Below are 20643 nucleotides of genomic sequence, written 5' to 3'. Positions count from 1 at the left end.
TTTATTAGAAACCTAAATCTTTTTTTACGTCAGCTGTCAAGTTTGGACCATCTGCAAGTAAAAGAGTTGAGCCATCAAGAACATATTGAAAACCTTTTGCTTTTCCCACTTTTTGGATTGAAGCTCTTACCTTCTCGTAAATTGGTTTTGTGATTTCTTCTTGTTTTGTTTGTAATTCTTTTTGTGCATTTTGACCAAAATCCTGAATTCTTTTTTGCATATCCTGTACTTCTTTTTGACGGTCAGCATTAACAGCTTCAGTTACAGTTGCAGCTTCAGTATCATATTTTTTTAGTTTAGCCTGAAATTCATCCGCCATTTTTTTGTAATCTGTATCATAAGTTGCGCTCAATTTTTCTAGTTGTTTTTGAGCATCAATCATTGCTGGCATTTTTGTCATAATGTCGCTTACATCTACGTGGGCTGTTTTAGCTTGTGCGTTAATAGTTTGGCTGGCTCCTAAAATTAGTATTGCAGCAATTAGTAAAGTTTTGATTTGTTTCATCGTTTTAAAATATTTATTTATTAATTATTGTTTGTTTTCTCTTTTGTTTTTAATTTTTCTTCGTTTACTTTTTTGGTAGTTTCTCTAACTTCTAGTATTTTTTTTCTTCTTTCTTCCAAGGTTTTTTTACGTTCTTCGATTACTTTATTTCGTTCTTCTAGTGTTTTTGCTCTTGCATCAGCCTGTTTCTGCTTTGCTTCTTCAGTGGCTGTTTTTATTTCTTTAACTACAGTAGTATCAGTTTCTGCTTTAGCTGCTTCAGTTACAACTGGTGCTTTTGCAGTTTGGGTTTTTGCAGCTTCTTTCGTTGTATTCTCAGAAACCGTGCCAGTTTTTTTAGCTTCTTTTTCGGCTAATGCTTGTTTTCTTTTTTCTTCTTGGACTTTTTTATTTTCCTCGGCAACTTTTTTACGATCTTCCAAAGTTTTAGCTCTCGCATCTATTTGTTTTTGTTTTGCTTCGGCGGCAGCTGTAGCAGTAGCAGTTTTTGTGGCTTCTTTCTCCGTACCAATTTCTGCGGCTGGCACTGCTGTAGTTAAAGTTGCAGGAGCTATACCTGTTTTTTTTGCTGCTCTTTCGTTTAAAATTTGTTGTCTTCTTTCTTCTAATGCCGCTTTCTTGTCCTCAACCGTTTGTTGTCGAATTCTAAGCGTTTCTGCTCTTTGATTAGCTTGTGCTTGTTTTGCTTCTGCTGCGGCCGTTGCTGCAGCTTCTTTATTAAAAGTATTGCTTGTTGTTGTTTCTGTTTTCGAAGCAGATGGATTTATTCCAGTTTTTTTAGCTTCTCTATCGGCTGTAATTTGTAATTTTCTATCTTCGGCTGCTTTCTTTCTTTCTTCTAGCAACAATATTCGGTTTGCAATAACTGCATCTCTTGCCGCTTTTTTAGCGTCTAATGATTTTTGTCTTTCAGACAGATTTGGATTGTCTGCTATTGCTTCTTCTTTTGCTTCTTTAGCCTCTTCCTCTTTAAGTTGTTTTTTTGTCAACTGTTCTCTTTTTTCAGTACGATTCAAGATGCGAATAATCTGATCGCTAATGTCAAATCTTTTTGCTGCAAAAAGCATTGTCAAATCGGAAGTTTTATCGAAAATAAAATCATATTTTTTTGCTTCGGCAATATCCTGAACTGCAGTAAATACTTGGTCTTGTATGGGTTTCGTTAAACTGGCTTTTTGTGTCATCAAATCGCCATTTGGTCCAAATCTTTTTTGTTGTAAGTCTAAAGTTTCGTTTTCAAGAAAAACAATTTCGGCAGTTCTTTCTTCAATAAGACCTTTTGTTAACAGCGCTTTTTCTGCTTTTAGTGCGTCTTTTAGTTTATTGATTTCTGTTTTTTTGACTTCAATTTCTTGCTTCCACTTTTGGGCTTTTTGTTCTAATTGGTTTTGAGCTTCTGTATAATCTGGTACATTTTGTAAAATGTATTCCATATCAATATAACCTACCTTGGTTCCTCTGGTTTGAGCCTGAAATGTATTTGTTACAATCAGTACTAAAAATATAAATAAAAATTGTTTTCTCATAACTTCACTGTATTAGAAAAATTTATATTAAATTTTTTAAAATTGTTGTCCAATGACAAAGTGCGTTTCCCAACCATTTGCTTTTGTTCCCAGTAAACCACTTGGCAAAGGTAAACCATCAAATCCATATCCAAAATCAATTCCTAATAATCCAAATGCAGGCAAAAAGACCCTTAATCCAGCTCCAGCCGAACGACTTAAAGCAAATGGATTGTAATTTTTGAATGTATCAAATGACGAACCTGCTTCTAAAAATGTAAGAGCATATATTGATGCTGATGCTTTTAGCGTTATTGGGTATCGTAATTCTAACGAAAACTTATTATATATTGTAGCTCCAATAGATTCCCCTGCTTTATTGACCGGAGTTAAAGAGCCATTTGGATATCCCCTCAAGGCTATTGTTTCTCTTCCATCCATCGAATAATTTGCCATTCCATCTCCTCCTACATAGTATCTTTCGAAAGGAATAATACCTCTGTCTTTATTGTAGGCTCCTAAGAATCCAAATTCAGTTAAAGATCGAAATATTAATTTGCCATAAACTTTGGTATACCAATCAGCTTTGAACTTTATTTTGTAATATTCTAACCAATTATATTTTTTCTGATCCACTTTTGCTGGGTCAGCTGCGGCATCTTGGTAATCAGCAACACTATTTGGTGTTTGATTAGTTGAACTTGGAATGGCTTCTAAATAATCTCCGCTATTAACTCTTATTCCGTTACTTCCTGTATATGAATTTCCAGAATAAATGTATTTATATTCTTTCTGGTCACCTAATGTTGCATAATCTACTCCATTGAATAAGGAGTATGGAAGTGTAAATTTCCCGACTATACTAAACTCTGAACCATATATTGGAAATATTGGGTTAATTCCTTTATTGCTTCTTGATAATCCTATTGTATAAGCTAAGTTTCTTGATGCGCCATTACCAAATGTAAATAAACCAGTATTGTAGTTATGTAAGTCATAATGTTGGTAACTAATTGCTTGTGACAAACCAAAGTAATCGTCCGGAACCGAAAGTCTTTTATTTATTCCAACAGACAAAGTTAATATATTGAAACTTCTGCTTTTGTCAACTCTTTGGGTTTGAAAATTGTTATTATATTGACTTGTATAAGAAAGAGAGGTGGTAAGCTGTACCGGTTTTTTCTTTCCAAACCAAGGCTCAGCAAAGGAAACGCTATAAGTTCTATAATAAGAACTTGCTTGTAATCTTAAAGAAACTTTTTGTCCATCACCCATAGGTAGCGGTTTGTAGGCATCTTTGTTGAAAATGTTTTTTGCTGAGAAATTGTTGAACGATAAACCTAAAGTCCCAATGAAGCCGCCACCGCCATAACCTCCTTGAAGTTCTATCTGGCTGGCTCCTTTTTCAGTTAAAGGATATTCAATATCTACAGTTCCAGCTGAAGCATCTACGTTTTTAAACTTTGGTTCTATAGATTCTGGATCAAAAAATCCTAATTGCCCAATTTCTCGAATTGTTCTAATGAGCAAATCTTTATTGTATTTTTCGCCAGGTTTAGTTCTTAATTCTCTATAAATTACGTGGTCGTTTGTTTTGTCATTTCCAGTAACGGTGATTTTATTGAAATAAGCGATCGGGCCTTCGGTAATTCGAATTTCAAAGTCGATAGAATCGTTTGCTGTTTTTGTTTCTACTGCATTTATATTGGAAAACAAATAGCCATTATTTTGATATAGATTAGTAATATCCTCGCCATCCGGTTTTGATTTATCTGCAATTCGTTTTTCTAGAAGCACACCATTATAAGTGTCTCCTTTTTTGACGCCTAAATAACCGGCAAGCGCTTCATCAGAATACACGGTATTTCCTAGAAATTTAATGTTTCCAAAACGGTATTTGTTGCCCTCTTCGATTTTTATTTTAATCATTATTGCCTTTAAATCTGAATTGTAGGCAACAGAGTCCGAAAGAATTCTGGCATCTCTATACCCTTTTTCTTTATAAGCTGCGATTACTTTTTCTAAATTAGCATCGTATTTTGCCTTGATAAACTTTGATGCTTTTAAACTAATTAGTTTTTTGCGTTTTGTGTCCTTCATAGCATCACGCAATGTCTTGGACTTTATTTCCTTGTTTCCTACAAATACAATGTCATTAATCTTAACTTTCGAGCCTTTGTCAATTTTCACAACCATATTAACTTGGTTAACTTGTGTCGTGTCTATAACGGTATTTATAGTTACCTTGGTATTGTAAAAGCCATCTTTTTTGTATTTATTTTCGATGTAATTCTTTGTTGTTGTAATTAAATTTTCGTTAACTACTTTGCCTTTTGTTAGGGCATTATCTTTTATCAATCCCTCGATTTTACTTTTACTGACTCCAACAAGTTTTACATCATTCAATTTAGGTAATTCTTCAACGTGTAAATCAAGATAAATACTATCATTTTCAATCCTATTTATATAAAATGAAATCTCATCGAACAGACCTAATTTACCTAATTTTTTAATAGCATTGCTTATTTCTTCTCCAGGCACAGTAATTTCTTGTCCTTTTTGAAGGCCAGCAAAGGTTACTACGGTATTAGAATTAAAAGTTATTTTGCCAACAACATCAACTTTGGCTAGTTTGTATGTTTTTCCTTGGTCAAATGGGACTCTATCTTGGGCTATAATTTGTGAAAAACTTCCAAAAATCAATATGCTGATGACTATCTTTATGCTTTTTTGTAACACTAAAAATTTATTTAATTTGTTCACTTGTTTTTCCAAATCTACGCTCTCTTTTTTGATAACTAATAATAGCCTCATACAAATCTTGTTCTTTAAAGTCTGGCCATAATATATCAGTAAAATATAATTCTGCGTAGGCAATTTGCCATAACAAAAAATTACTTATTCTATGTTCACCGCTTGTTCTTATTAATAAATCTACCTCCGGTAAATTTCGCGTGTAAAGATGCTCATTTATAATTGAATCGTCAATAGAGTCGATTGAAATTATATTATTTTTAACTTTATCGCTAATGTTTCTTACAGCATTTATAATTTCTTCTCTTGAACCATAACTCAATGCCAGAGTTAAAGTCATTCTGGTATTATTTTTTGTTTTGTTTATAACATCTAAAAGTTCGTTTTGGGCTGATTTTGGTAGTTTTTCTAAACAACCAATAGCATTTAATTTTATATTATTGTCTTGTAGTGTTTTAAGCTCTTTTTTTAATGCTCTAATCAATATTTTCATTAATGTGTCTACTTCCAGTTTTGGTCTGTTCCAATTTTCAGTAGAGAAAGCATATAAAGTAAGATTTTCTATTCCTAATTTGGCGCAAGCCTTTATATTTACTTTCACGGATTTTGTTCCGCTTTCATGACCTAAAGCTCTTAAAAGTCCTTGTTGTTTAGCCCAACGACCATTGCCATCCATGATAATGGCTAAGTGTTTGGGTAAATTTGTTAAGTCTATCGTGTCTAGTAAATTCATTTTCTTATTCTGCGCAATAGCAAGGTTTGTTTCCAAAGGTATATGTTAGTGTTAGCCCTGAAAAAACATACCAATCATTATTATTTATATTTCCAAATTTAGCGTAACTTTCGTTTTTTGGATTGCTTCCGTCTAAATTATCCGTTAATGTATATCTTGCTCCAACTTCCAAAGCCAAAACTATATGTGGCGAAACATTCGATTTCACGCCTAAAGTCATTGGAATTGCAAATGACCCAGCACCTGAGTCCTTTAAAGTTTCTCCTGATTCAACATACAATTCGTCATATCTGAAATAGCTTATTCCCGAATATACATATGGGGTGTATTTTCTTTTAATTTCGTGTAAATTAAAATCAAAAAAATTAAATTCAAGGCCTAAAGATACTTCTTTTATGCTATTTTCAAAACGATAACCTCTTTGATTTCTACTTGGCTCTTTTGAATCAAGATCTTTTGCGGAAATTTTTGATTGGGTGTAAGAAAAACGGTAGGAATGTCTTGGGCTTTTATTCCATTTATATAAAATACCAATCGCAGGTTCATTTGGCGAAATGTAAGTCGTTAGTCCAACATCGCCAATATAGTTGCTTCCGCCTACAAAAACACCTATCTCATGAATTTGTGCATTCATTGTAAAAAAGAAGAACAAGAATATTAGATTGAAAAGTTTATACATTTAATTAAAAATTGCGTGCAAATATAATAATTATCAACACGAATCAATACTCATTAGATTAAATGTGTCCTTAATATGGAAAATTGACTCAAAAAATAATGTCAATTTTTGATTCGATATTACAAAACGGGAAAAATCAGGATATTCGTATATTGAGTAGCTAAAAATGATTTAATTTCTTCGGTCTTCACCCCAAAACAATTTGGTGCGAAGTGTTTTCAAAAAGGTTTCATTGGGAATTTCGACCATATTTATTTCAAAAGGAGATTTTTTAATAAATAAAATGGTTTCATTTTTAACAGATATAATTCTGGAATCAAGTGAAACTAAGTAATGATCGTCTCTGCCAGAAACTTTTAGTCTAATTTCTGTTTCGTCTGTAACCACAAGTGGTCGTGCGTTCAGATTGTGTGGTGCAATTGGAGTGATAACGACACTTCTCGCATTTGGAGTTAATATTGGACCTCCGCAGCTCATAGAGTATCCGGTTGAACCTGTAGGAGTTGCAATAATTAAACCATCAGCCCAATAGGAATTCAAATATTCGTTGTTCAAATAAGTCTCAATCGTTATCATCGAAGTGGTATCCTTACGGCTAACCGAAATTTCATTTAGCGCAAAATTAATATCCTGAATCGCTTCATTATCAGGAGAACACGTTAAGCTTAGCAAAGTTCTTTTAGAAATAGAGTATTTTTTATCGATAATAAATTGCATAAATTCTGGAATATTCTCTTTTTGAACCGTGGCTAAAAAGCCCAAACGTCCTGCATTTATTCCTAAAATAGGCACTCCCGAATCCCGAACTAAAGTTGTAGCTCTCAATATTGTGCCGTCCCCACCAATGCTAATTAGCATATCAAAACTGCTGTTTAACTCCTTGTAAGACTCAAAAGTGGGGTATTTTGTATCTATTATTTTTTTTTCGAACAATATTTTCAAAAAATTAGACTCAATAATTATCTCAACATTATTCTTGATAAGAAAAATGAAAATGTCTTTTATAATGGGCTCGGTACTGTTTTGATAGTATTGACCGTAAATGGCTACTTTCATTTCTGTTTTAGATATTAAGATATTTGTCCAAATAATCTGAGCGATCCTTTAAGGTGTTGATATAATTATCTTCAAAATGTTCAGATATAATTTCATAATTATATCTTCTGAAGGACTGAATTATTTCGTTTATGGCTCCTAGACTTATTTTAATGGTTACTTGTATGTTTTCAGTATCTATTTCTGATACAAATAAACCTAATATTTTCCCATTATTACTTTCTACGATTTGAGTAATTTCACTCATTGAATAATCTAATACTCTTTTTTTGATTACGATAATCCTTCCTGTATCATGTAAAAAGGGTGTTTCGTTAAAAAATTTCATAATGTCAGCGATTTCATAATAGCCAACATATTTATTTTTTTCGTCCAAAACTGGAATTAAATTAGTGTTGTTTTTTGCAAAAACCTCCAAAACGTCAAGCCAAACCATAGTTGTCCTGGCAAAAAATCTTTCAAGAGAATATCTATAATCGATTACTTTTTTTGAGCCATCAAAAGTTTCAATGTCATCAGAAGCTATACTGCCAATATAAATTTCTTCTTCAACCACCGGAAAATGCGAAAAAGTCAACTCATCAAAAAATTCCTGAACCACCGCAATACTTTCTTGGCTGTCAATCGCTTTAAAATCATTAGTAATATAGTTTGTAATTTCTGTCATAAATAAATTTAAAATATTTGATGCAAAATAATCAAAATTATGCAATAATGGCTAGTTTTACTTTGTATTTTTGCACTTCAAATCCTGAAAATTATTCTCAAAAATTATTCCAATGACAAAGTTAAGTGTAAATATTAACAAAATAGCAACTTTGCGTAATGCTCGTGGAGGAAATGTCCCTGATTTATTAAAAGTTGCCACTGATATTCAGAAATTTGGTGGTCAAGGAATTACAATTCATCCGCGTCCAGACGAACGTCACATTCGATATCAAGATGCTCGTGACCTAAAATCAATAGTTTGCACTGAATATAATATTGAAGGAAATCCCGAAAAAACTTTTATCGATTTAGTATTAGAAATAAAACCAACACAAGTCACATTAGTTCCGGATGCTATCGATGCCATAACTTCTAATGCAGGTTGGGACACTATAAAACACAAGGATTTTCTAACCGAAATTGTTCAGGAATTTCAGCGAAACGGCATAAGAACTTCGATTTTTGTAGATCCGGCTCTCGAAATGATTGAAGGTGCAAAAATCATTGGAACCGAAAGAATCGAATTGTACACCGAAGCTTTTGCTCACGAATATAGCTTGGGAAACAAAAACGGAATTGACCCTTATGTAAAATCGGCCATATTGGCAAATGAACTTGGTTTGGGAATTAATGCCGGACACGATTTGAGTCTTGACAATATTCAGTTTTTCAGCCAAAATATTCCCGGATTGCTAGAAGTTTCCATTGGGCACGCACTCATTTCAGAAGCTATTTATCTCGGATTGGATAATGTGGTTAATATGTATTTACAGAAACTAAAATAAAATAATTTGGGCGTGACCACAAGGGTCAGGCTGTTCGTTGCAATCCACGCCCAAAAGCGTGGGATTTCCACTTCCATCCTTCACGCAAAAAATAACAATCATTTATGCTTCATTCAAAAACAGAAGGCGAGGGTAAACCGCTCCTAATTCTTCACGGATTTCTGGGAATGTCTGACAATTGGAAAACTATGGGGACGCAATTTGCTGCCGATGGATTTCAGGTTCATTTATTGGATCTGCGCAACCACGGCAAGAGTTTTCATTCCGAAGAGTTCAGTTACGAAATAATGGCTCAGGATGTTTATGACTATTGCAAAGCCAATAATCTGGAAAAAGTCAACATTCTAGGGCATTCAATGGGCGGAAAAACGGCTATGCTTTTTGCTTCAATCCATCCAGATATGGTCGAAAAATTGATAGTTGCTGATATTGGCCCAAAATTTTATCCGCAACATCATCAAAGTATTCTTGAAGGATTGAATGCAGTCGATTTTTCAAAAAAACCAAGCCGAAAAGAGGTCGAAGAAATCTTGGAGAAATATATAAATGATTTTGGAACCAGACAATTCTTGTTGAAAAACCTTTATTGGATAGAACCGGGACAATTAGCTTTTCGATTTAATTTGGCTGTTTTTAATAAAGAAATGGAAGAAATTGGGAGGCCTCTTCCCGAGAATTCTATTTTCACGAAACCAACACTTTTCATTCGTGGTGGAAACTCCCATTATATTCTGGATGAAGATTTTCAAAACATACAGCAGCATTTTCCCAATTCAAGAATCGAAACCATTCCTAATGTAGGGCATTGGCTCCACGCCGAAAATCCAAAGCTATTTTATGAGATTACGAGTTCATTTTTAAAATAAAAAGATAAAAAAGTCCTTTCCAATAAATTTGAAAAGGACTTTGATTTTATTTAATCAGAATTTAGTTTTTCATAACCTTCATACTCTCTGTTTTTCCAGAATCATAAGTTACTTTCAATACATAATTTCCAGTTTGAAGCGATTTTAAATCTAAATCAGCTTTATTTAAATTTGAAAATTTAGAAGAATATACTTGTCTTCCTAATAAGTCAAAAACTGTCGCTCCTTTAATCAAAGATATTTCAGAATCAAGATGTAAAATCCCATTTGTTGGATTTGGGTATGCAGAAATTTGGTTTTTTAAATCAAAGCTAGGGGTTTTTAATGGGATTCCAGTAAATTTGAAAATACCTCCTGTTGTTGCATCAGTATTCTTTCCGGCTGAAAATCCAAAAGAATCATTCAAAAATGCTAGTTCTCCATGTGAAACTCCATCAATGGTAATCCATGTAAATCCATTGTCTAGGCTATATGATGAGCCTAAAGGATTTGCTGATGCTGCTGAAAAAACTGTTGATGTGCCTGGGATATAAGAAATATTTGTATTAAAAAGATTGCCTGTTTTTGTCACTGGACTCCAAGTTGCTCCGCCATCAGTTGTATTGAAAAGTTCAACAGGATCATAAGTCATCAAAAGGCCTTTGTTTGCATCAGAAAAAGTGAACCTGTCGAGTGCGAAATCTATACTGGGTGTAGGGACAGTGTTAACAGTCCAAGTCAATCCTTTATCATCAGATTTAAAAAGCCTGCCTGTATCAGTTCCAAACCAAATTGTGTTTCCTGAAACTGTATAAATATTTTCATAACCATATTCGCCTCCAGCATCTGGGTCTGGAATATTGGCACCATCAACTCTAGTCCAATTTGTACCGCCATCAGTTGTTGTGTAAATTTCAAATTCACCACCTTCTGGATCACCACCTGCAATTCCATTATTAGCATCCCAAAAATGAACGAAGTTAGCATAGGAATCTATTAAGTTGCTAAATTGAGTAGTTGTTTGTTTTGTCCATGTTGCTCCGCTGTCTGTAGTTTTCCAAATACCTCCTTCAGAAGTATCAGCTATAATAGGATATACGGATATCCATGCAGTTGTTGCTGAAACTGCTGTAATTGAAGAAATGCCTAAATCATCAGGTTTAAGAACATTCAAATCTATTGGGCCAGCTGTCCAGGTTTTACCTCCATCAGTGCTGAGCGTAAATCCTTTTATTGTAGAATCGAAATTAATATTATCAAACTCCTGCGCCCAAATCACATTTGCGTCTACTATAGATATACTGTATAAAGTTCTGTTGGGATTTGTAAAACCAGTGGCTTTTTCAGTCCATAACTGGGCATTTACAACAAATGAACTTACTAATAAAATTGAGAGTAAAATTTTTTTCATAACTTGCAGGTTTAAGATTTATCTCACGAAGGTAAAGAAAAAATGCAAGTAATTAGAATAATTATTTTACTTTTGAAATAAAAACGTATGAAACTATTAATCAGAATTCTAATTACATCAGGTTTGGTTTTGCTTATTGCGCACTTTATGACAAGTGTCGATGTTGCTGATTTTACGACTGCTTTAATTGTTGCAGTTGTTTTAGGGTTGCTTAATTTATTCGTTAAGCCAATTTTAGTTATATTGACATTGCCTGCAACTATTTTAACTTTAGGGTTATTTTTATTTGTTATCAATGCAGTGATTATTTTATTATGTTCAAGACTTGTTGATGGATTTAGGATAAATTCGTTTTGGACGGCCTTGATTTTTAGCATAATTCTTTCTGTTTGCCAGTCAATTGCATATAAAATTATTGGAGACGATAAATAAGAAAGCATTGAGGTTAGAGTCAAATAATTGACTAAAATACAATAACTTAAAAACTTGTTTGGGTTGCAAAAATTTTATAATTTTGCAACCCAATTTTATTATGTAAATTAAAGAAGAAGATGGATATCAAAAGAGTAGCATTAGACGCAGTAAACGAAACAATTGTAATGACAGTTGTTCCTATGGATTACAAAGGTCAAGTAGCAAAAAGAATAAACGAAAAAATGCCTTTGGCAACCGTTAAGGGTTTTAGAAAAGGCGCAGTGCCAAAAGACCTTGTTGAAAAACAATACGGGCGCGCCATAAAACAAGAAGAAGTTAAAAAAGTTGTTGATTTGGCATTAGAGCGTTTTGTACAATCCGAAAGATTAAATCTTCTTGGGACTCCACTTGCTAAAGTAAACGAAAACTTTTCTTGGGACAACGAAGAATTGGTTTTTGAATATGAAATAGGTTTAGTTCCAAGTTTCGAATTAGATTTAGATGCAAAAAATAACATTATAAAATATGTGGTTACTGCTGATGATAAAATGATTGAAGATCAAATTGCCAGAATCCAGAAACAATTTGGAACTGCAATTCCTCAAGAAACTGTTGAAGCTGGATTTGATGTTTCCGGAACATTTTTTAATATTGAAAAAGGAATTAGCAATCCAACAACTTTCTCTTTAGATATTTTCAAAGACAAAACCACTTCTGATAAATTCATTGGAAAAAAAGTAGGAGACGTTGTAACGGTTAATACAAAAGGATTGTTTGACGACGATCACAAATTGATGGACACGATGAAAGTGGCTCACGATGATGTTCATGGACTTGAAGTTGATGTTGATTTTACTATCGAGAGTATCAATTCAACAGAATTAGCCGAGTTAAACCAAGAATTATTTGACAAGCTTTTTGGTCCTGGAAAAGTATCTTCTCTTGAAGATTTGAAAGCCAATATCAAAGAAGGTGCTGAAAGCCAATTTGCTCATCAAGCAGACGAAAAATTATTAAATGATGTAACTGAATTTTTAATCGAAAACACAAAATTCGATTTACCAGCTGAATTTCTAAAAAAATGGCTGCAAACTGTTGGCGAAAAACAACTTACTCCGGCAGAAGCTGAAGTAGAATATAATAGATCAGAAAAAGGATTGCGTTTTCAATTAATTGAAGGAAAAGCAATGGCACAAAATGATATCAAAATCACTTTCGAAGATTTGAAATCATTTACCACAAAATCAATCCGTCAGCAAATGGCGCAATTCGGACAAACAAATCCTACTGACGAAGAAGTTCAGGGAATTGTGGCAAGAGTTTTGGCAAACCAAGAAGAAGTAAAAAGACTTTCTGACCAAGTTGTAGCAGAGAAATTATTGGAATTGTTTAAAGAAAAAGCGAATCCTACAACTAAAGAAGTAAACTATGACGAATTTATTGCCGCATTTTACGGAGAATAAATTTTAGAAAAAATCAGTATCTTTGAGCGTCAAAAAAAATATTTTTTTGACGCTCTTTTTTCAAAGTTCTTATGATTTAAAATTAAGACATATTGGCATCATTTGTAAAGAGGTATGACCTTTGATAAAATAAATATTCAGTATATTACGTAAAACTTAGAACAAATAAATATGAACTACGGTAAAGAATTTAAAAAATTTGCTACAAAACACCAAGGTGTAAATGCAATGTACTACGACAAAATCGTAGCGGCAATGAATCCAACAAATATGACTCCTTATATTATTGAAGAACGCCAGTTGAATATTTCTCAATTAGACGTTTTTTCGAGATTAATGATGGACAGGATTATTTTCTTGGGAACGGGAATCGATGATCAAATTGCCAATATTGTTCAAGCTCAATTGCTTTTTCTTGAAAGCGCAGATGCTTCAAAAGACATTCAAATTTACTTGAATTCTCCAGGCGGAAGCGTTTACGCAGGATTGGGAATTTATGACACAATGCAATATATCAAGCCAGATGTGGCAACAATTTGCACCGGAATGGCCGCTTCAATGGGAGCTGTTTTGTTATGTGCCGGAGCAGCAGGAAAACGTTCGGCATTGCCACATTCAAGAGTGATGATTCACCAACCATCAGGCGGAGCACAAGGTGTTGCAACCGATATGGAAATCAACTTACGTGAAATGTTGAAATTAAAAGACGAATTATATCAAATCATTTCTCAGCATACAGGACAAACATTCGATAAGGTTCATAAAGACAGTGAACGTGATTATTGGATGATTGCTGATGAAGCGAAAGAATACGGAATGATTGATGAAGTGTTGAGAAGAGGATAAATAGTTATTGGTTGATAGTTGATAGTTGTTGGGTCAAACCGTCAACTATCAACTATCAACTACCAACCAAGAAAAGATGGCAAAACCAAAATTAGAATGTTCATTCTGTGGAAGGAAAAAACCGGAGACCAATTTATTGATAGCCGGAATTGATGCACACATTTGTGATAAATGTATCGAACAAGCCCACGGAATTGTATTAGAAGAAATAAAATCAAGTGGTAAGACAAGCTTGCCGGCAGACTTGATTTTAAAGAAACCAAAAGAAATCAGGGCTTTTCTAGATCAATATGTTATTGGTCAAGACCAAACCAAAAAAGTGATGTCCGTTGCGGTTTACAATCATTATAAACGTTTAATGCAACAAGAATTGCATGATGATGTTGAGATTGAAAAAAGCAATATCATTATGGTTGGACAAACAGGAACGGGAAAAACTTTGGTTGCAAAAACCATCGCCAGAATGTTGGATGTTCCTTTGGCAATTGTTGATGCGACAGTTTTGACAGAAGCAGGTTATGTGGGTGAAGATGTCGAAAGTATTTTGACACGTTTATTGCAAGCTGCGGATTATGATGTTGCCAAAGCCGAGAGAGGCATCGTTTTTATTGACGAGATTGATAAAATTGCACGCAAAAGCGATAATCCATCCATCACTCGTGATGTTTCTGGTGAAGGAGTTCAACAAGCTTTGTTGAAATTATTGGAAGGAACTGTGGTAAATGTTCCACCAAAAGGGGGAAGAAAACACCCAGACCAGAAATTTGTTGAGGTAAACACTCAAAATATTTTGTTTATTGCAGGAGGCGCTTTCGATGGAGTTGAAAAAATTATTTCAAAAAGATTGAATCGTCAAGCAGTTGGTTATAGCACATCAAAAAATGTGGATAATATAGACAAGGACAATTTGTTGCAATACATTATCCCAAAAGACATCAAGGATTTTGGATTAATCCCGGAAATTATCGGGCGTCTGCCGGTGTTGACGCATATGGATCCTTTGGACAAAGAAACTTTGAGAGCGATTTTGACCGAGCCTAAAAATGCCTTAATCAAGCAATATCAAAAGTTATTTTTGATGGATGAAGTTGAATTCAGCATCACTGACGAGGCTTTGGATTTTATTGTCGAAAAAGCATTGGAGTACAAACTCGGAGCTCGTGGATTACGTTCTTTATGCGAAGCTATCCTAACCGATGCAATGTATGAATTGCCAAGTTCTGATGATAAAATATTAGAAATCGACGTGGATTATGCAAAAGAAACACTTAATAGAAACTTATTGAAGCGCTTGGAAATCGCATCATAAGACAAGCAAATGAAAAAATTATAAAAATTCCGTAAGATTTTGAATCTTACGGAATTTTTTTTTATTTTAATAGACTCATTAAAAGCACCTTTTTTCCTTGGTTCTTTTTATAAAACTAAAGTGTGCTTTTTATTACTTTGATAGTTTTCGAACCATTGTCTGATTTCACTTCGACAAAATAAATTCCATCTTTAAAATTTGACATATCAATATTGAACGAAGAAGCATCTATGTTTTTAAAATACACTTCTTGTCCAATTGTGTTGAATATTTTTATGCTTGTCAATTTAAAGCCATATGATAAATTCAAATTATCATGAACTGGATTAGGATAGTAATGGAAAGTGCTGGAATCAAAATTATCAATACCTAATGTAGTAGTTATTGTTATAGCTAAGCTAGTCGCACTAGAACAACCTGCTAAAGTTTGAGTCGCATAATATATTGTTGAGTTTACTACTTGAGTTGTTGTTGCTAATGGGTTTATGCCTAATCCAGCATCAGCGGCCGAAGCATACCAAATAACATTTGTTCCAGTAACTACAATATCGGCAACAGTTTTACCAATTTCAAGTGTTTGCGCCGCTAAACCAGATGGTGCAGGAGTTACATTGATTACCGCTTTTACAGGTAAACGTGATGTGCCTTCACAGGAATTTAAAGATTGGCTCGCATAATATGTTGTATTGTTTACCAAATCAGTATCGGTGGCTAGAGCAATTCCTAAAGTTGCAGTGGCATACCATTTTATGGCAGATCCGGTTGCAACAAGATTAGAAACTTTTGCAAAATTACAAAATGTCTGCGTAGCTGCACCTGTAGGAGCTGGCGAAAATGTAGGTATAACATTATTGTCCCAACTTCCATAAACATTGTCTCCTGAATCGGTACAAATGCTCGTTAGTGGAGTATTATAGGAAGCATAAAGGGCTACAGAATTGGTTAGACTATTCCTCAAATCTATACTAACAATAGAATTGTAATTACAATTGATATAATTAAGTTTAGAATTAGTTGTAAAATCTAATTGTGATAATTTATTATCGGTACAACTCAAACTAGTTAATAAAGTCAAACCCGTAACATTTAATGCTGTTAACCGATTGAAATTACAGGACAATGTGGCTAATTTCGTTAAAGCAGTTGCGTCAAAAGTGGCAAGTTGATTATTTGAAAAATCCAAAGAGGTCAAATTAGTTAAACCTGTCGTTTTTAATGTAGCTGTGGTTAACGCATTATTGGTACAGTTTAAACTGGATAATTTTGCCAATCCAGATACGTCCAAGGATGTGAGAAGCGGATTATAAGTACAACTTAACGAAGTTAATTGGGTACAGCCGCTTATGTCAAACGTGGTCAATAGGTCATTGTTGTTTAAAGTTACCGAGGTTAGCCCTATACAATTAGACAAATTTAAGGAAGTTAGCGTGTTTTTTATAACGTTACTGTCATAATTAGTCAATGCTTTACAGTTAGATAAATTTAGATTTTTTATCGGATCACTGTTGTTGTAGTTATAATAGTCATAGTAATAAAGTGTTGTCAACACAAGACAACCAGATGCGTTGATGTCAATCAGGCTGTCGTTATTATAACAATATAAATAAACTAATTTAGTTAAGCCCGAAACATCAAGAGAAGTCAACAGGTTATTGTTACAACTCAAACTGGTTAACAAGGTCAAACTTGCTACATTTAAAGTGGTCAATTTATTGAAATTACAAGAGAATATAGTTAGTTTTGTTAACGCAGTCGGATCAAAAGCGGCCATTTGATTATTTGAGAAATCTAACGTTGATAATAAGGTTAATCCAATCGTTTTTAATGTTGTGAGTGCATTGTTGTTGCAGACTAAATTGGTTAACTTCGCCAATCCCGATAAATCCAAAGAGGTAAGAAGCGGATTATTGGTTGCGCTTAATGAAGTTAACTGGGTACAACCGCTGATGTCCAATGTTGTCAATAAATCATTGTTATTTAAGGTCACGTAAGTTAGTCCTGTACAATTTGACAAATTCAAAGACGCAAGTGTTGTTTTCATACCACTGCTATCAAAACTAGTTAGTGCTTTACAGCCCGATAAATTTAAATTTTTTATAGGGTCGCTACTAGTGTAGTTATAGTAAAGAGTTGTTAGCGCAAGACAGCCGGAAGCGTTTATGTCAGTTAAACTAAAGTTGTTGTAACAATACAGATAAACTAATTTACTTAAGCCTGAAACATCAAGAGAAGTCAGCAGGTTATCATAACAATTCAAGGTGGTTAATAAAATTAATCCAGTTACATTTAAAGAGGTCAATTGATTGGCATTACAAGACAACGTGGTTAGTTTTGTTAAAGCTGTTGCATCAAAAGAGATCAGTTGATTATTTGAAAAATCCAAAGTGGCTAAACTTGTTAAACCAGTAGTTTTTAATGTAGCTGTGGTTAGCGCATTATTGCTACAGACCAAACTGGTTAATTTTGCCAATCCCGAGACATCTAGGGAAGTAAGAAGCAGATTATTGGACACGCCTAACGAAGTTAATTGGGTACAACCGCTTATGTCTAATGTGGTTAATAGATCATTGTTGTTTAAAGCTACAGATGTTAACCCTGTACAATTAGACAAATTCATTGAAGTAAGTGTAGTTTTTATACTATTGCTGTCAAAATAAGTTAGGGCTTTGCAGCCTGATAAATTTAAATTCTTTATAGGGTCGTTACTACTGTAGCTGTAGTTTATATTAGTTAATGCAATACAACCGATAGCGTTTATATCGGTTAAACTTAAGTTGCTGTAACAATACAGATTAACTAATTTGGTTAAACCGGAAACATCAAGAGTAGTTAGGAGGTTATCATAGCAATTTAAGGTGCTTAACAAAGTTAATCCTGTAACATTTAAAGAGGTCAATTGATTGGCATTACAGGACAATGTGGTTAGTTTTGTTAGAGCAGTCGCGTCAAAAGTGACCAGTAGATTATTTGAGAAATCCAAAGTGGCTAAACTTGTTAAGCCAGTAGTTTTTAATGTAGCTGTGGTTAGTGCATTATTGCTACAGGTTAAATTGGTTAATTTTGCCAATCCCGATGCATCCAAGGAGTTAAAAAGCGGATTATTGGTTACGCTTAATGAAGTTAATTGCGTGCAACCGCTGATGTCTAATGTGGTCAATAAATCATTGTTATTTAAAGCTACCGATGTTAATCCTGTACAATTTGATAAATTCAAAGTAGTAAGTGTAGTTTTTATACCGCTACTGTCATAATAAGTCAAGGCTTTACAATCTGATAAATTTAAAACTTTTATGGGAGCACCCCCACCATAACTGTAGTTTATATTTGATAATATAAGGCAACCAGAAGCGTCAATATTTGTCAAACTAAAATTGTTATAACAATACAAATTAACTAATTTGGTCAACCCCGAAACATCAAGAGAAGTCAATAGATTATCATAACAGTTTAATGTGCTTAATAAAGTTAATCCCGTTGTGTCTAAAGATATGAGTTTATTTAAATTGCAGGATAATGAGGTTAATTTAGTTAATGCTGTTGCATCAAAAGAGGCCATTTCATTTTTAGAAAAATCCAGGGTGGATAAATTCACTAACCCGGTTAATGTCAATGTGGTTAGAGTGTTATTCGTGCAGCCTAGAGTAGTTAGTTTTGTTAATCCTGAAACATCAAGTGTTGTTAATTGATTTGAATCAACATATAATGTTGTAAGGTTGGTAAAACTTTTAATTCCTGTTAAATCCGCTATCGATTTAGATTGTAAATTAAAATAGGTAGGAACTAATGCCTCGCTAACCTGTATTTGACCATCACTATTAGTGTCTACTCCTAGAGTAATTAATGCTGCTTTAAAATTAACGTCCGGAATGGTCACTACTTGCGCTTTTATAAAACTAGAAAATAAAATAAATAAAGCACTATAAAATAATAATTTAAAGTTCTTCATGATTTCTGATATTTAAATCTCCTACTCGTAAGGCTTTTCGGTCCCGCCCCGTTTATTAAAGTGGGTTCTGGTTTCCACTTCTTGAATACTTAAAATATTTTTAAAATAGATGTATTTTCTTCTTTTCATTAACTTATAGGTGATTTTTAAACTGTTCTTATTGTTGTTAAAACAGTTAAAATTAAGTAAAAAAACAATAATAAATGTACTTAAAATATATGTAAAAAGCTAATAATGAGCATGTTAATATAATGTTAAAATAAATATTTAATATTAGGTTAAATAGTAAGTAAACTCGTGGATTGCATTCTTTATGTGAAGTCATCCTAACTGAGGCAATGAATGAATTGCCAAGTTCTGATGATAAAATATTAAAAATCGATGTTGATTATGCAAAAGAAACAATGAATAGAAACTTATTGAAGCGCTTGAAAATCGCATCGTAAATTGATTTTTACATAAATTAAAGAATCCCGTTTGCTATAGGCAAAACGGGATTCTTTTATACTTAGAATATAATGTTAATGAACTCTTTTTTTGAATAATTTCCATAAAACCGGAAGTGTTGTCACAAGAACAATTCCTATTACAATATACTCTATATGACTTTTTAAATCAATGCCAAATTGAGTTTTAAATAAATCCGACAAATAGTGTCCTGCAAAAATCATACTGAAAGACCAAAGTACGGAACCAAGTATATTATTAAACATAAACTTCTTTTTATCCATTCCGGCAATCCCGGCAACTATGGGTGCAAAAGTTCTGAAAATGGGTAAAAATCGCGCAAAAACAATTGCCTTCCCTCCATATTTTTCGAAAAAATCTCTGGATTGCAAAAGGTATTTTTCCTTAAACCAAAAAGTATCTTCCTTATTATAAAGATAAGTGCCGCCTTTAACGCCAAACCAATATCCAACCATATTCCCAAAAACACCTGATAAAGAAACCAATGAGGACAACAAAACTACATTTACAAAATCGTTGCCTACAGATATTTGTCGAGTCAATAACTCACTGTAAATTCCGGCTAAAAATAAGAGGCTGTCTCCAGGTAAAAAAAATCCTGCAAACAATCCAGTTTCAGCAAAAATTATAAAAAGAATAACGAGCAACCCCATTTTTATTCCGCCAAATTCCATTAAAATATAAAATTCAGGATTAATTAGCTTTGTCCAATCGAAATTACTCATAAAAATATTTTAAAAATTTTTGGTTGTGAAAGTAATTATAATTTAGCAAAACAGCACTATCAAGGCGCTGGATTTCCGTTTTTTTAATAAAAATTTAATACAACCTTGCTTTTTTCAGAGGCTTTTATTTAGTTGTCTTTTCCCTGTCGTATTTGCAACAAGAAGGAAGACTGCTATAAATCCCATCAGTAGTTTTTACCTCATCAGTATCGTGACCGACTTTGGCTATAGCTTTTTTTACATCATCAATTGATGTCTTTTCAGTGTTAATAATCAAATCTAATTTATGGGTTTCTATGCTCCAATTTGCCGTTTTTACCCCATCAACCGAAAAGGCCGCTTTTTGAATTCGCCTTTGGCATTGTTCACAATTTCCATTAACCGTAATGGAATATTTTGCATTTTTGTTTTTCTTTTCTTGTGCTTGAACCGAAAATCCAACGAAAGTTACCAGTAATATTAAAATTATATTTTTCATTTTTTTTATTTTT

General features: G+C 33.4%; 18 protein-coding genes. 7 read left to right on the top strand and 11 right to left on the bottom strand.

What is annotated here, in order from left to right:
- Positions 1-4: 4 nt before the first annotated feature.
- From IR213_RS09495 to IR213_RS09465, 7 genes are all read right to left on the bottom strand, one after another.
- Positions 5-505 carry an OmpH family outer membrane protein gene (locus IR213_RS09495; protein ID WP_194312074.1) on the bottom strand — a complete coding sequence of 167 codons (501 nt, stop codon included), beginning with the start codon at positions 503-505 and terminating at the stop codon, positions 5-7.
- A gap of 20 nt (positions 506-525) precedes the next feature.
- Positions 526-2031, bottom strand: a complete 1506-nt coding sequence (locus tag IR213_RS16575; RefSeq protein WP_194312073.1) for an OmpH family outer membrane protein — start codon at positions 2029-2031, stop codon at positions 526-528.
- A gap of 36 nt (positions 2032-2067) precedes the next feature.
- The gene (locus IR213_RS09485; RefSeq protein ID WP_194312072.1) at positions 2068-4824 is read right to left on the bottom strand and encodes a BamA/OMP85 family outer membrane protein; all 2757 of its coding nucleotides are present in this window, start codon (positions 4822-4824) and stop codon (positions 2068-2070) included.
- Positions 4757-5497: an isoprenyl transferase gene (locus tag IR213_RS09480; protein ID WP_194312083.1), complete on the bottom strand. Its 741-nt coding sequence runs from the start codon at positions 5495-5497 to the stop codon at positions 4757-4759. The genes IR213_RS09485 and IR213_RS09480 overlap by 68 nt, the downstream gene beginning before the upstream one ends.
- A 4-nt stretch (positions 5498-5501) precedes the next feature.
- Complete coding sequence (porG, locus tag IR213_RS09475; protein WP_194312071.1) at positions 5502-6176, bottom strand: type IX secretion system protein PorG; 675 nt, start codon at positions 6174-6176, stop codon at positions 5502-5504.
- Between the two features lie 171 nt (positions 6177-6347).
- Positions 6348-7232, bottom strand: coding sequence for an NAD kinase (locus IR213_RS09470; protein ID WP_194312070.1), 885 nt, complete (start codon positions 7230-7232; stop codon positions 6348-6350).
- 7 nt (positions 7233-7239) lie between these two features.
- Positions 7240-7899: a CBS domain-containing protein gene (locus IR213_RS09465; RefSeq protein WP_194312069.1), complete on the bottom strand. Its 660-nt coding sequence runs from the start codon at positions 7897-7899 to the stop codon at positions 7240-7242.
- Positions 7900-8011: 112 nt separating this feature from the next.
- On the opposite strand from IR213_RS09465, the gene IR213_RS09460 reads away from it, so the two are divergent.
- Entirely contained in the window at positions 8012-8725 is a 714-nt protein-coding gene (locus IR213_RS09460; RefSeq protein ID WP_194312068.1) for a pyridoxine 5'-phosphate synthase, read from the top strand.
- Between the two features lie 104 nt (positions 8726-8829).
- Complete coding sequence (locus IR213_RS09455; protein ID WP_194312067.1) at positions 8830-9591, top strand: alpha/beta fold hydrolase; 762 nt, start codon at positions 8830-8832, stop codon at positions 9589-9591.
- 61 nt (positions 9592-9652) lie between these two features.
- Here the strand turns inward: IR213_RS09455 and IR213_RS09450 are convergent, their stop codons facing one another.
- Positions 9653-10981: a T9SS type A sorting domain-containing protein gene (locus IR213_RS09450; RefSeq protein WP_194312066.1), complete on the bottom strand. Its 1329-nt coding sequence runs from the start codon at positions 10979-10981 to the stop codon at positions 9653-9655.
- 87 nt (positions 10982-11068) lie between these two features.
- Between IR213_RS09450 and IR213_RS09445 the strand changes: the two genes are divergently transcribed.
- The 4 genes from IR213_RS09445 (at position 11069) to clpX (ending at position 15013) form a co-directional block, all read left to right on the top strand.
- On the top strand, positions 11069-11413 hold the full coding sequence (locus IR213_RS09445; protein ID WP_194312064.1) for a phage holin family protein: 345 nt from the start codon (positions 11069-11071) through the stop codon (positions 11411-11413).
- 119 nt (positions 11414-11532) lie between these two features.
- Positions 11533-12858: a trigger factor gene (locus IR213_RS09440; protein WP_194312063.1), complete on the top strand. Its 1326-nt coding sequence runs from the start codon at positions 11533-11535 to the stop codon at positions 12856-12858.
- A 171-nt stretch (positions 12859-13029) separates the two neighbouring features.
- Positions 13030-13704 carry an ATP-dependent Clp endopeptidase proteolytic subunit ClpP gene (gene clpP, locus IR213_RS09435; protein WP_194312062.1) on the top strand — a complete coding sequence of 225 codons (675 nt, stop codon included), beginning with the start codon at positions 13030-13032 and terminating at the stop codon, positions 13702-13704.
- Positions 13705-13780: 76 nt separating this feature from the next.
- On the top strand, positions 13781-15013 hold the full coding sequence (gene clpX, locus IR213_RS09430; protein WP_194312061.1) for an ATP-dependent Clp protease ATP-binding subunit ClpX: 1233 nt from the start codon (positions 13781-13783) through the stop codon (positions 15011-15013).
- A gap of 115 nt (positions 15014-15128) precedes the next feature.
- Here the strand turns inward: clpX and IR213_RS09425 are convergent, their stop codons facing one another.
- A complete protein-coding gene (locus IR213_RS09425; protein WP_194312060.1) occupies positions 15129-18959 on the bottom strand; it encodes a T9SS type A sorting domain-containing protein in 3831 nt (1276 codons plus the stop codon).
- Positions 18960-19261: 302 nt separating this feature from the next.
- On the opposite strand from IR213_RS09425, the gene IR213_RS09420 reads away from it, so the two are divergent.
- The gene (locus IR213_RS09420; RefSeq protein WP_394354912.1) at positions 19262-19405 is read left to right on the top strand and encodes a hypothetical protein; all 144 of its coding nucleotides are present in this window, start codon (positions 19262-19264) and stop codon (positions 19403-19405) included.
- 75 nt (positions 19406-19480) lie between these two features.
- Here IR213_RS09420 and IR213_RS09415 read toward each other — a convergent pair whose 3' ends face one another.
- Both IR213_RS09415 and IR213_RS09410 read right to left on the bottom strand, forming a co-directional pair.
- Complete coding sequence (locus IR213_RS09415) at positions 19481-20152, bottom strand: DedA family protein (RefSeq protein WP_194312059.1); 672 nt, start codon at positions 20150-20152, stop codon at positions 19481-19483.
- Positions 20153-20276: 124 nt separating this feature from the next.
- A complete protein-coding gene (locus IR213_RS09410) occupies positions 20277-20630 on the bottom strand; it encodes a heavy-metal-associated domain-containing protein (protein ID WP_194312058.1) in 354 nt (117 codons plus the stop codon).
- Positions 20631-20643 lie beyond the last annotated feature (13 nt).

Source organism: Flavobacterium soyangense, from assembly GCF_015277675.1.
GTDB classification, from domain to species: domain Bacteria; phylum Bacteroidota; class Bacteroidia; order Flavobacteriales; family Flavobacteriaceae; genus Flavobacterium; species Flavobacterium soyangense.
Note: the sequence above shows the minus strand (reverse complement) of the source record. Positions and strands in the feature narration are given on the sequence as shown.

Coding starts and splice junctions, on each gene's coding strand:
- IR213_RS09495 (WP_194312074.1), bottom strand. CDS start 505: ATGAAACAAATCAAAACTTTACTAATTGCTGCAATACTAATTTTAGGA.
- IR213_RS16575 (WP_194312073.1), bottom strand. CDS start 2,031: ATGAGAAAACAATTTTTATTTATATTTTTAGTACTGATTGTAACAAAT.
- IR213_RS09485 (WP_194312072.1), bottom strand. CDS start 4,824: ATGAGGCTATTATTAGTTATCAAAAAAGAGAGCGTAGATTTGGAAAAA.
- IR213_RS09480 (WP_194312083.1), bottom strand. CDS start 5,497: ATGAATTTACTAGACACGATAGACTTAACAAATTTACCCAAACACTTA.
- porG (WP_194312071.1), bottom strand. CDS start 6,176: ATGTATAAACTTTTCAATCTAATATTCTTGTTCTTCTTTTTTACAATG.
- IR213_RS09470 (WP_194312070.1), bottom strand. CDS start 7,232: ATGAAAGTAGCCATTTACGGTCAATACTATCAAAACAGTACCGAGCCC.
- IR213_RS09465 (WP_194312069.1), bottom strand. CDS start 7,899: ATGACAGAAATTACAAACTATATTACTAATGATTTTAAAGCGATTGAC.
- IR213_RS09460 (WP_194312068.1), top strand. CDS start 8,012: ATGACAAAGTTAAGTGTAAATATTAACAAAATAGCAACTTTGCGTAAT.
- IR213_RS09455 (WP_194312067.1), top strand. CDS start 8,830: ATGCTTCATTCAAAAACAGAAGGCGAGGGTAAACCGCTCCTAATTCTT.
- IR213_RS09450 (WP_194312066.1), bottom strand. CDS start 10,981: ATGAAAAAAATTTTACTCTCAATTTTATTAGTAAGTTCATTTGTTGTA.
- IR213_RS09445 (WP_194312064.1), top strand. CDS start 11,069: ATGAAACTATTAATCAGAATTCTAATTACATCAGGTTTGGTTTTGCTT.
- IR213_RS09440 (WP_194312063.1), top strand. CDS start 11,533: ATGGATATCAAAAGAGTAGCATTAGACGCAGTAAACGAAACAATTGTA.
- clpP (WP_194312062.1), top strand. CDS start 13,030: ATGAACTACGGTAAAGAATTTAAAAAATTTGCTACAAAACACCAAGGT.
- clpX (WP_194312061.1), top strand. CDS start 13,781: ATGGCAAAACCAAAATTAGAATGTTCATTCTGTGGAAGGAAAAAACCG.
- IR213_RS09425 (WP_194312060.1), bottom strand. CDS start 18,959: ATGAAGAACTTTAAATTATTATTTTATAGTGCTTTATTTATTTTATTT.
- IR213_RS09415 (WP_194312059.1), bottom strand. CDS start 20,152: ATGAGTAATTTCGATTGGACAAAGCTAATTAATCCTGAATTTTATATT.
- IR213_RS09410 (WP_194312058.1), bottom strand. CDS start 20,630: ATGAAAAATATAATTTTAATATTACTGGTAACTTTCGTTGGATTTTCG.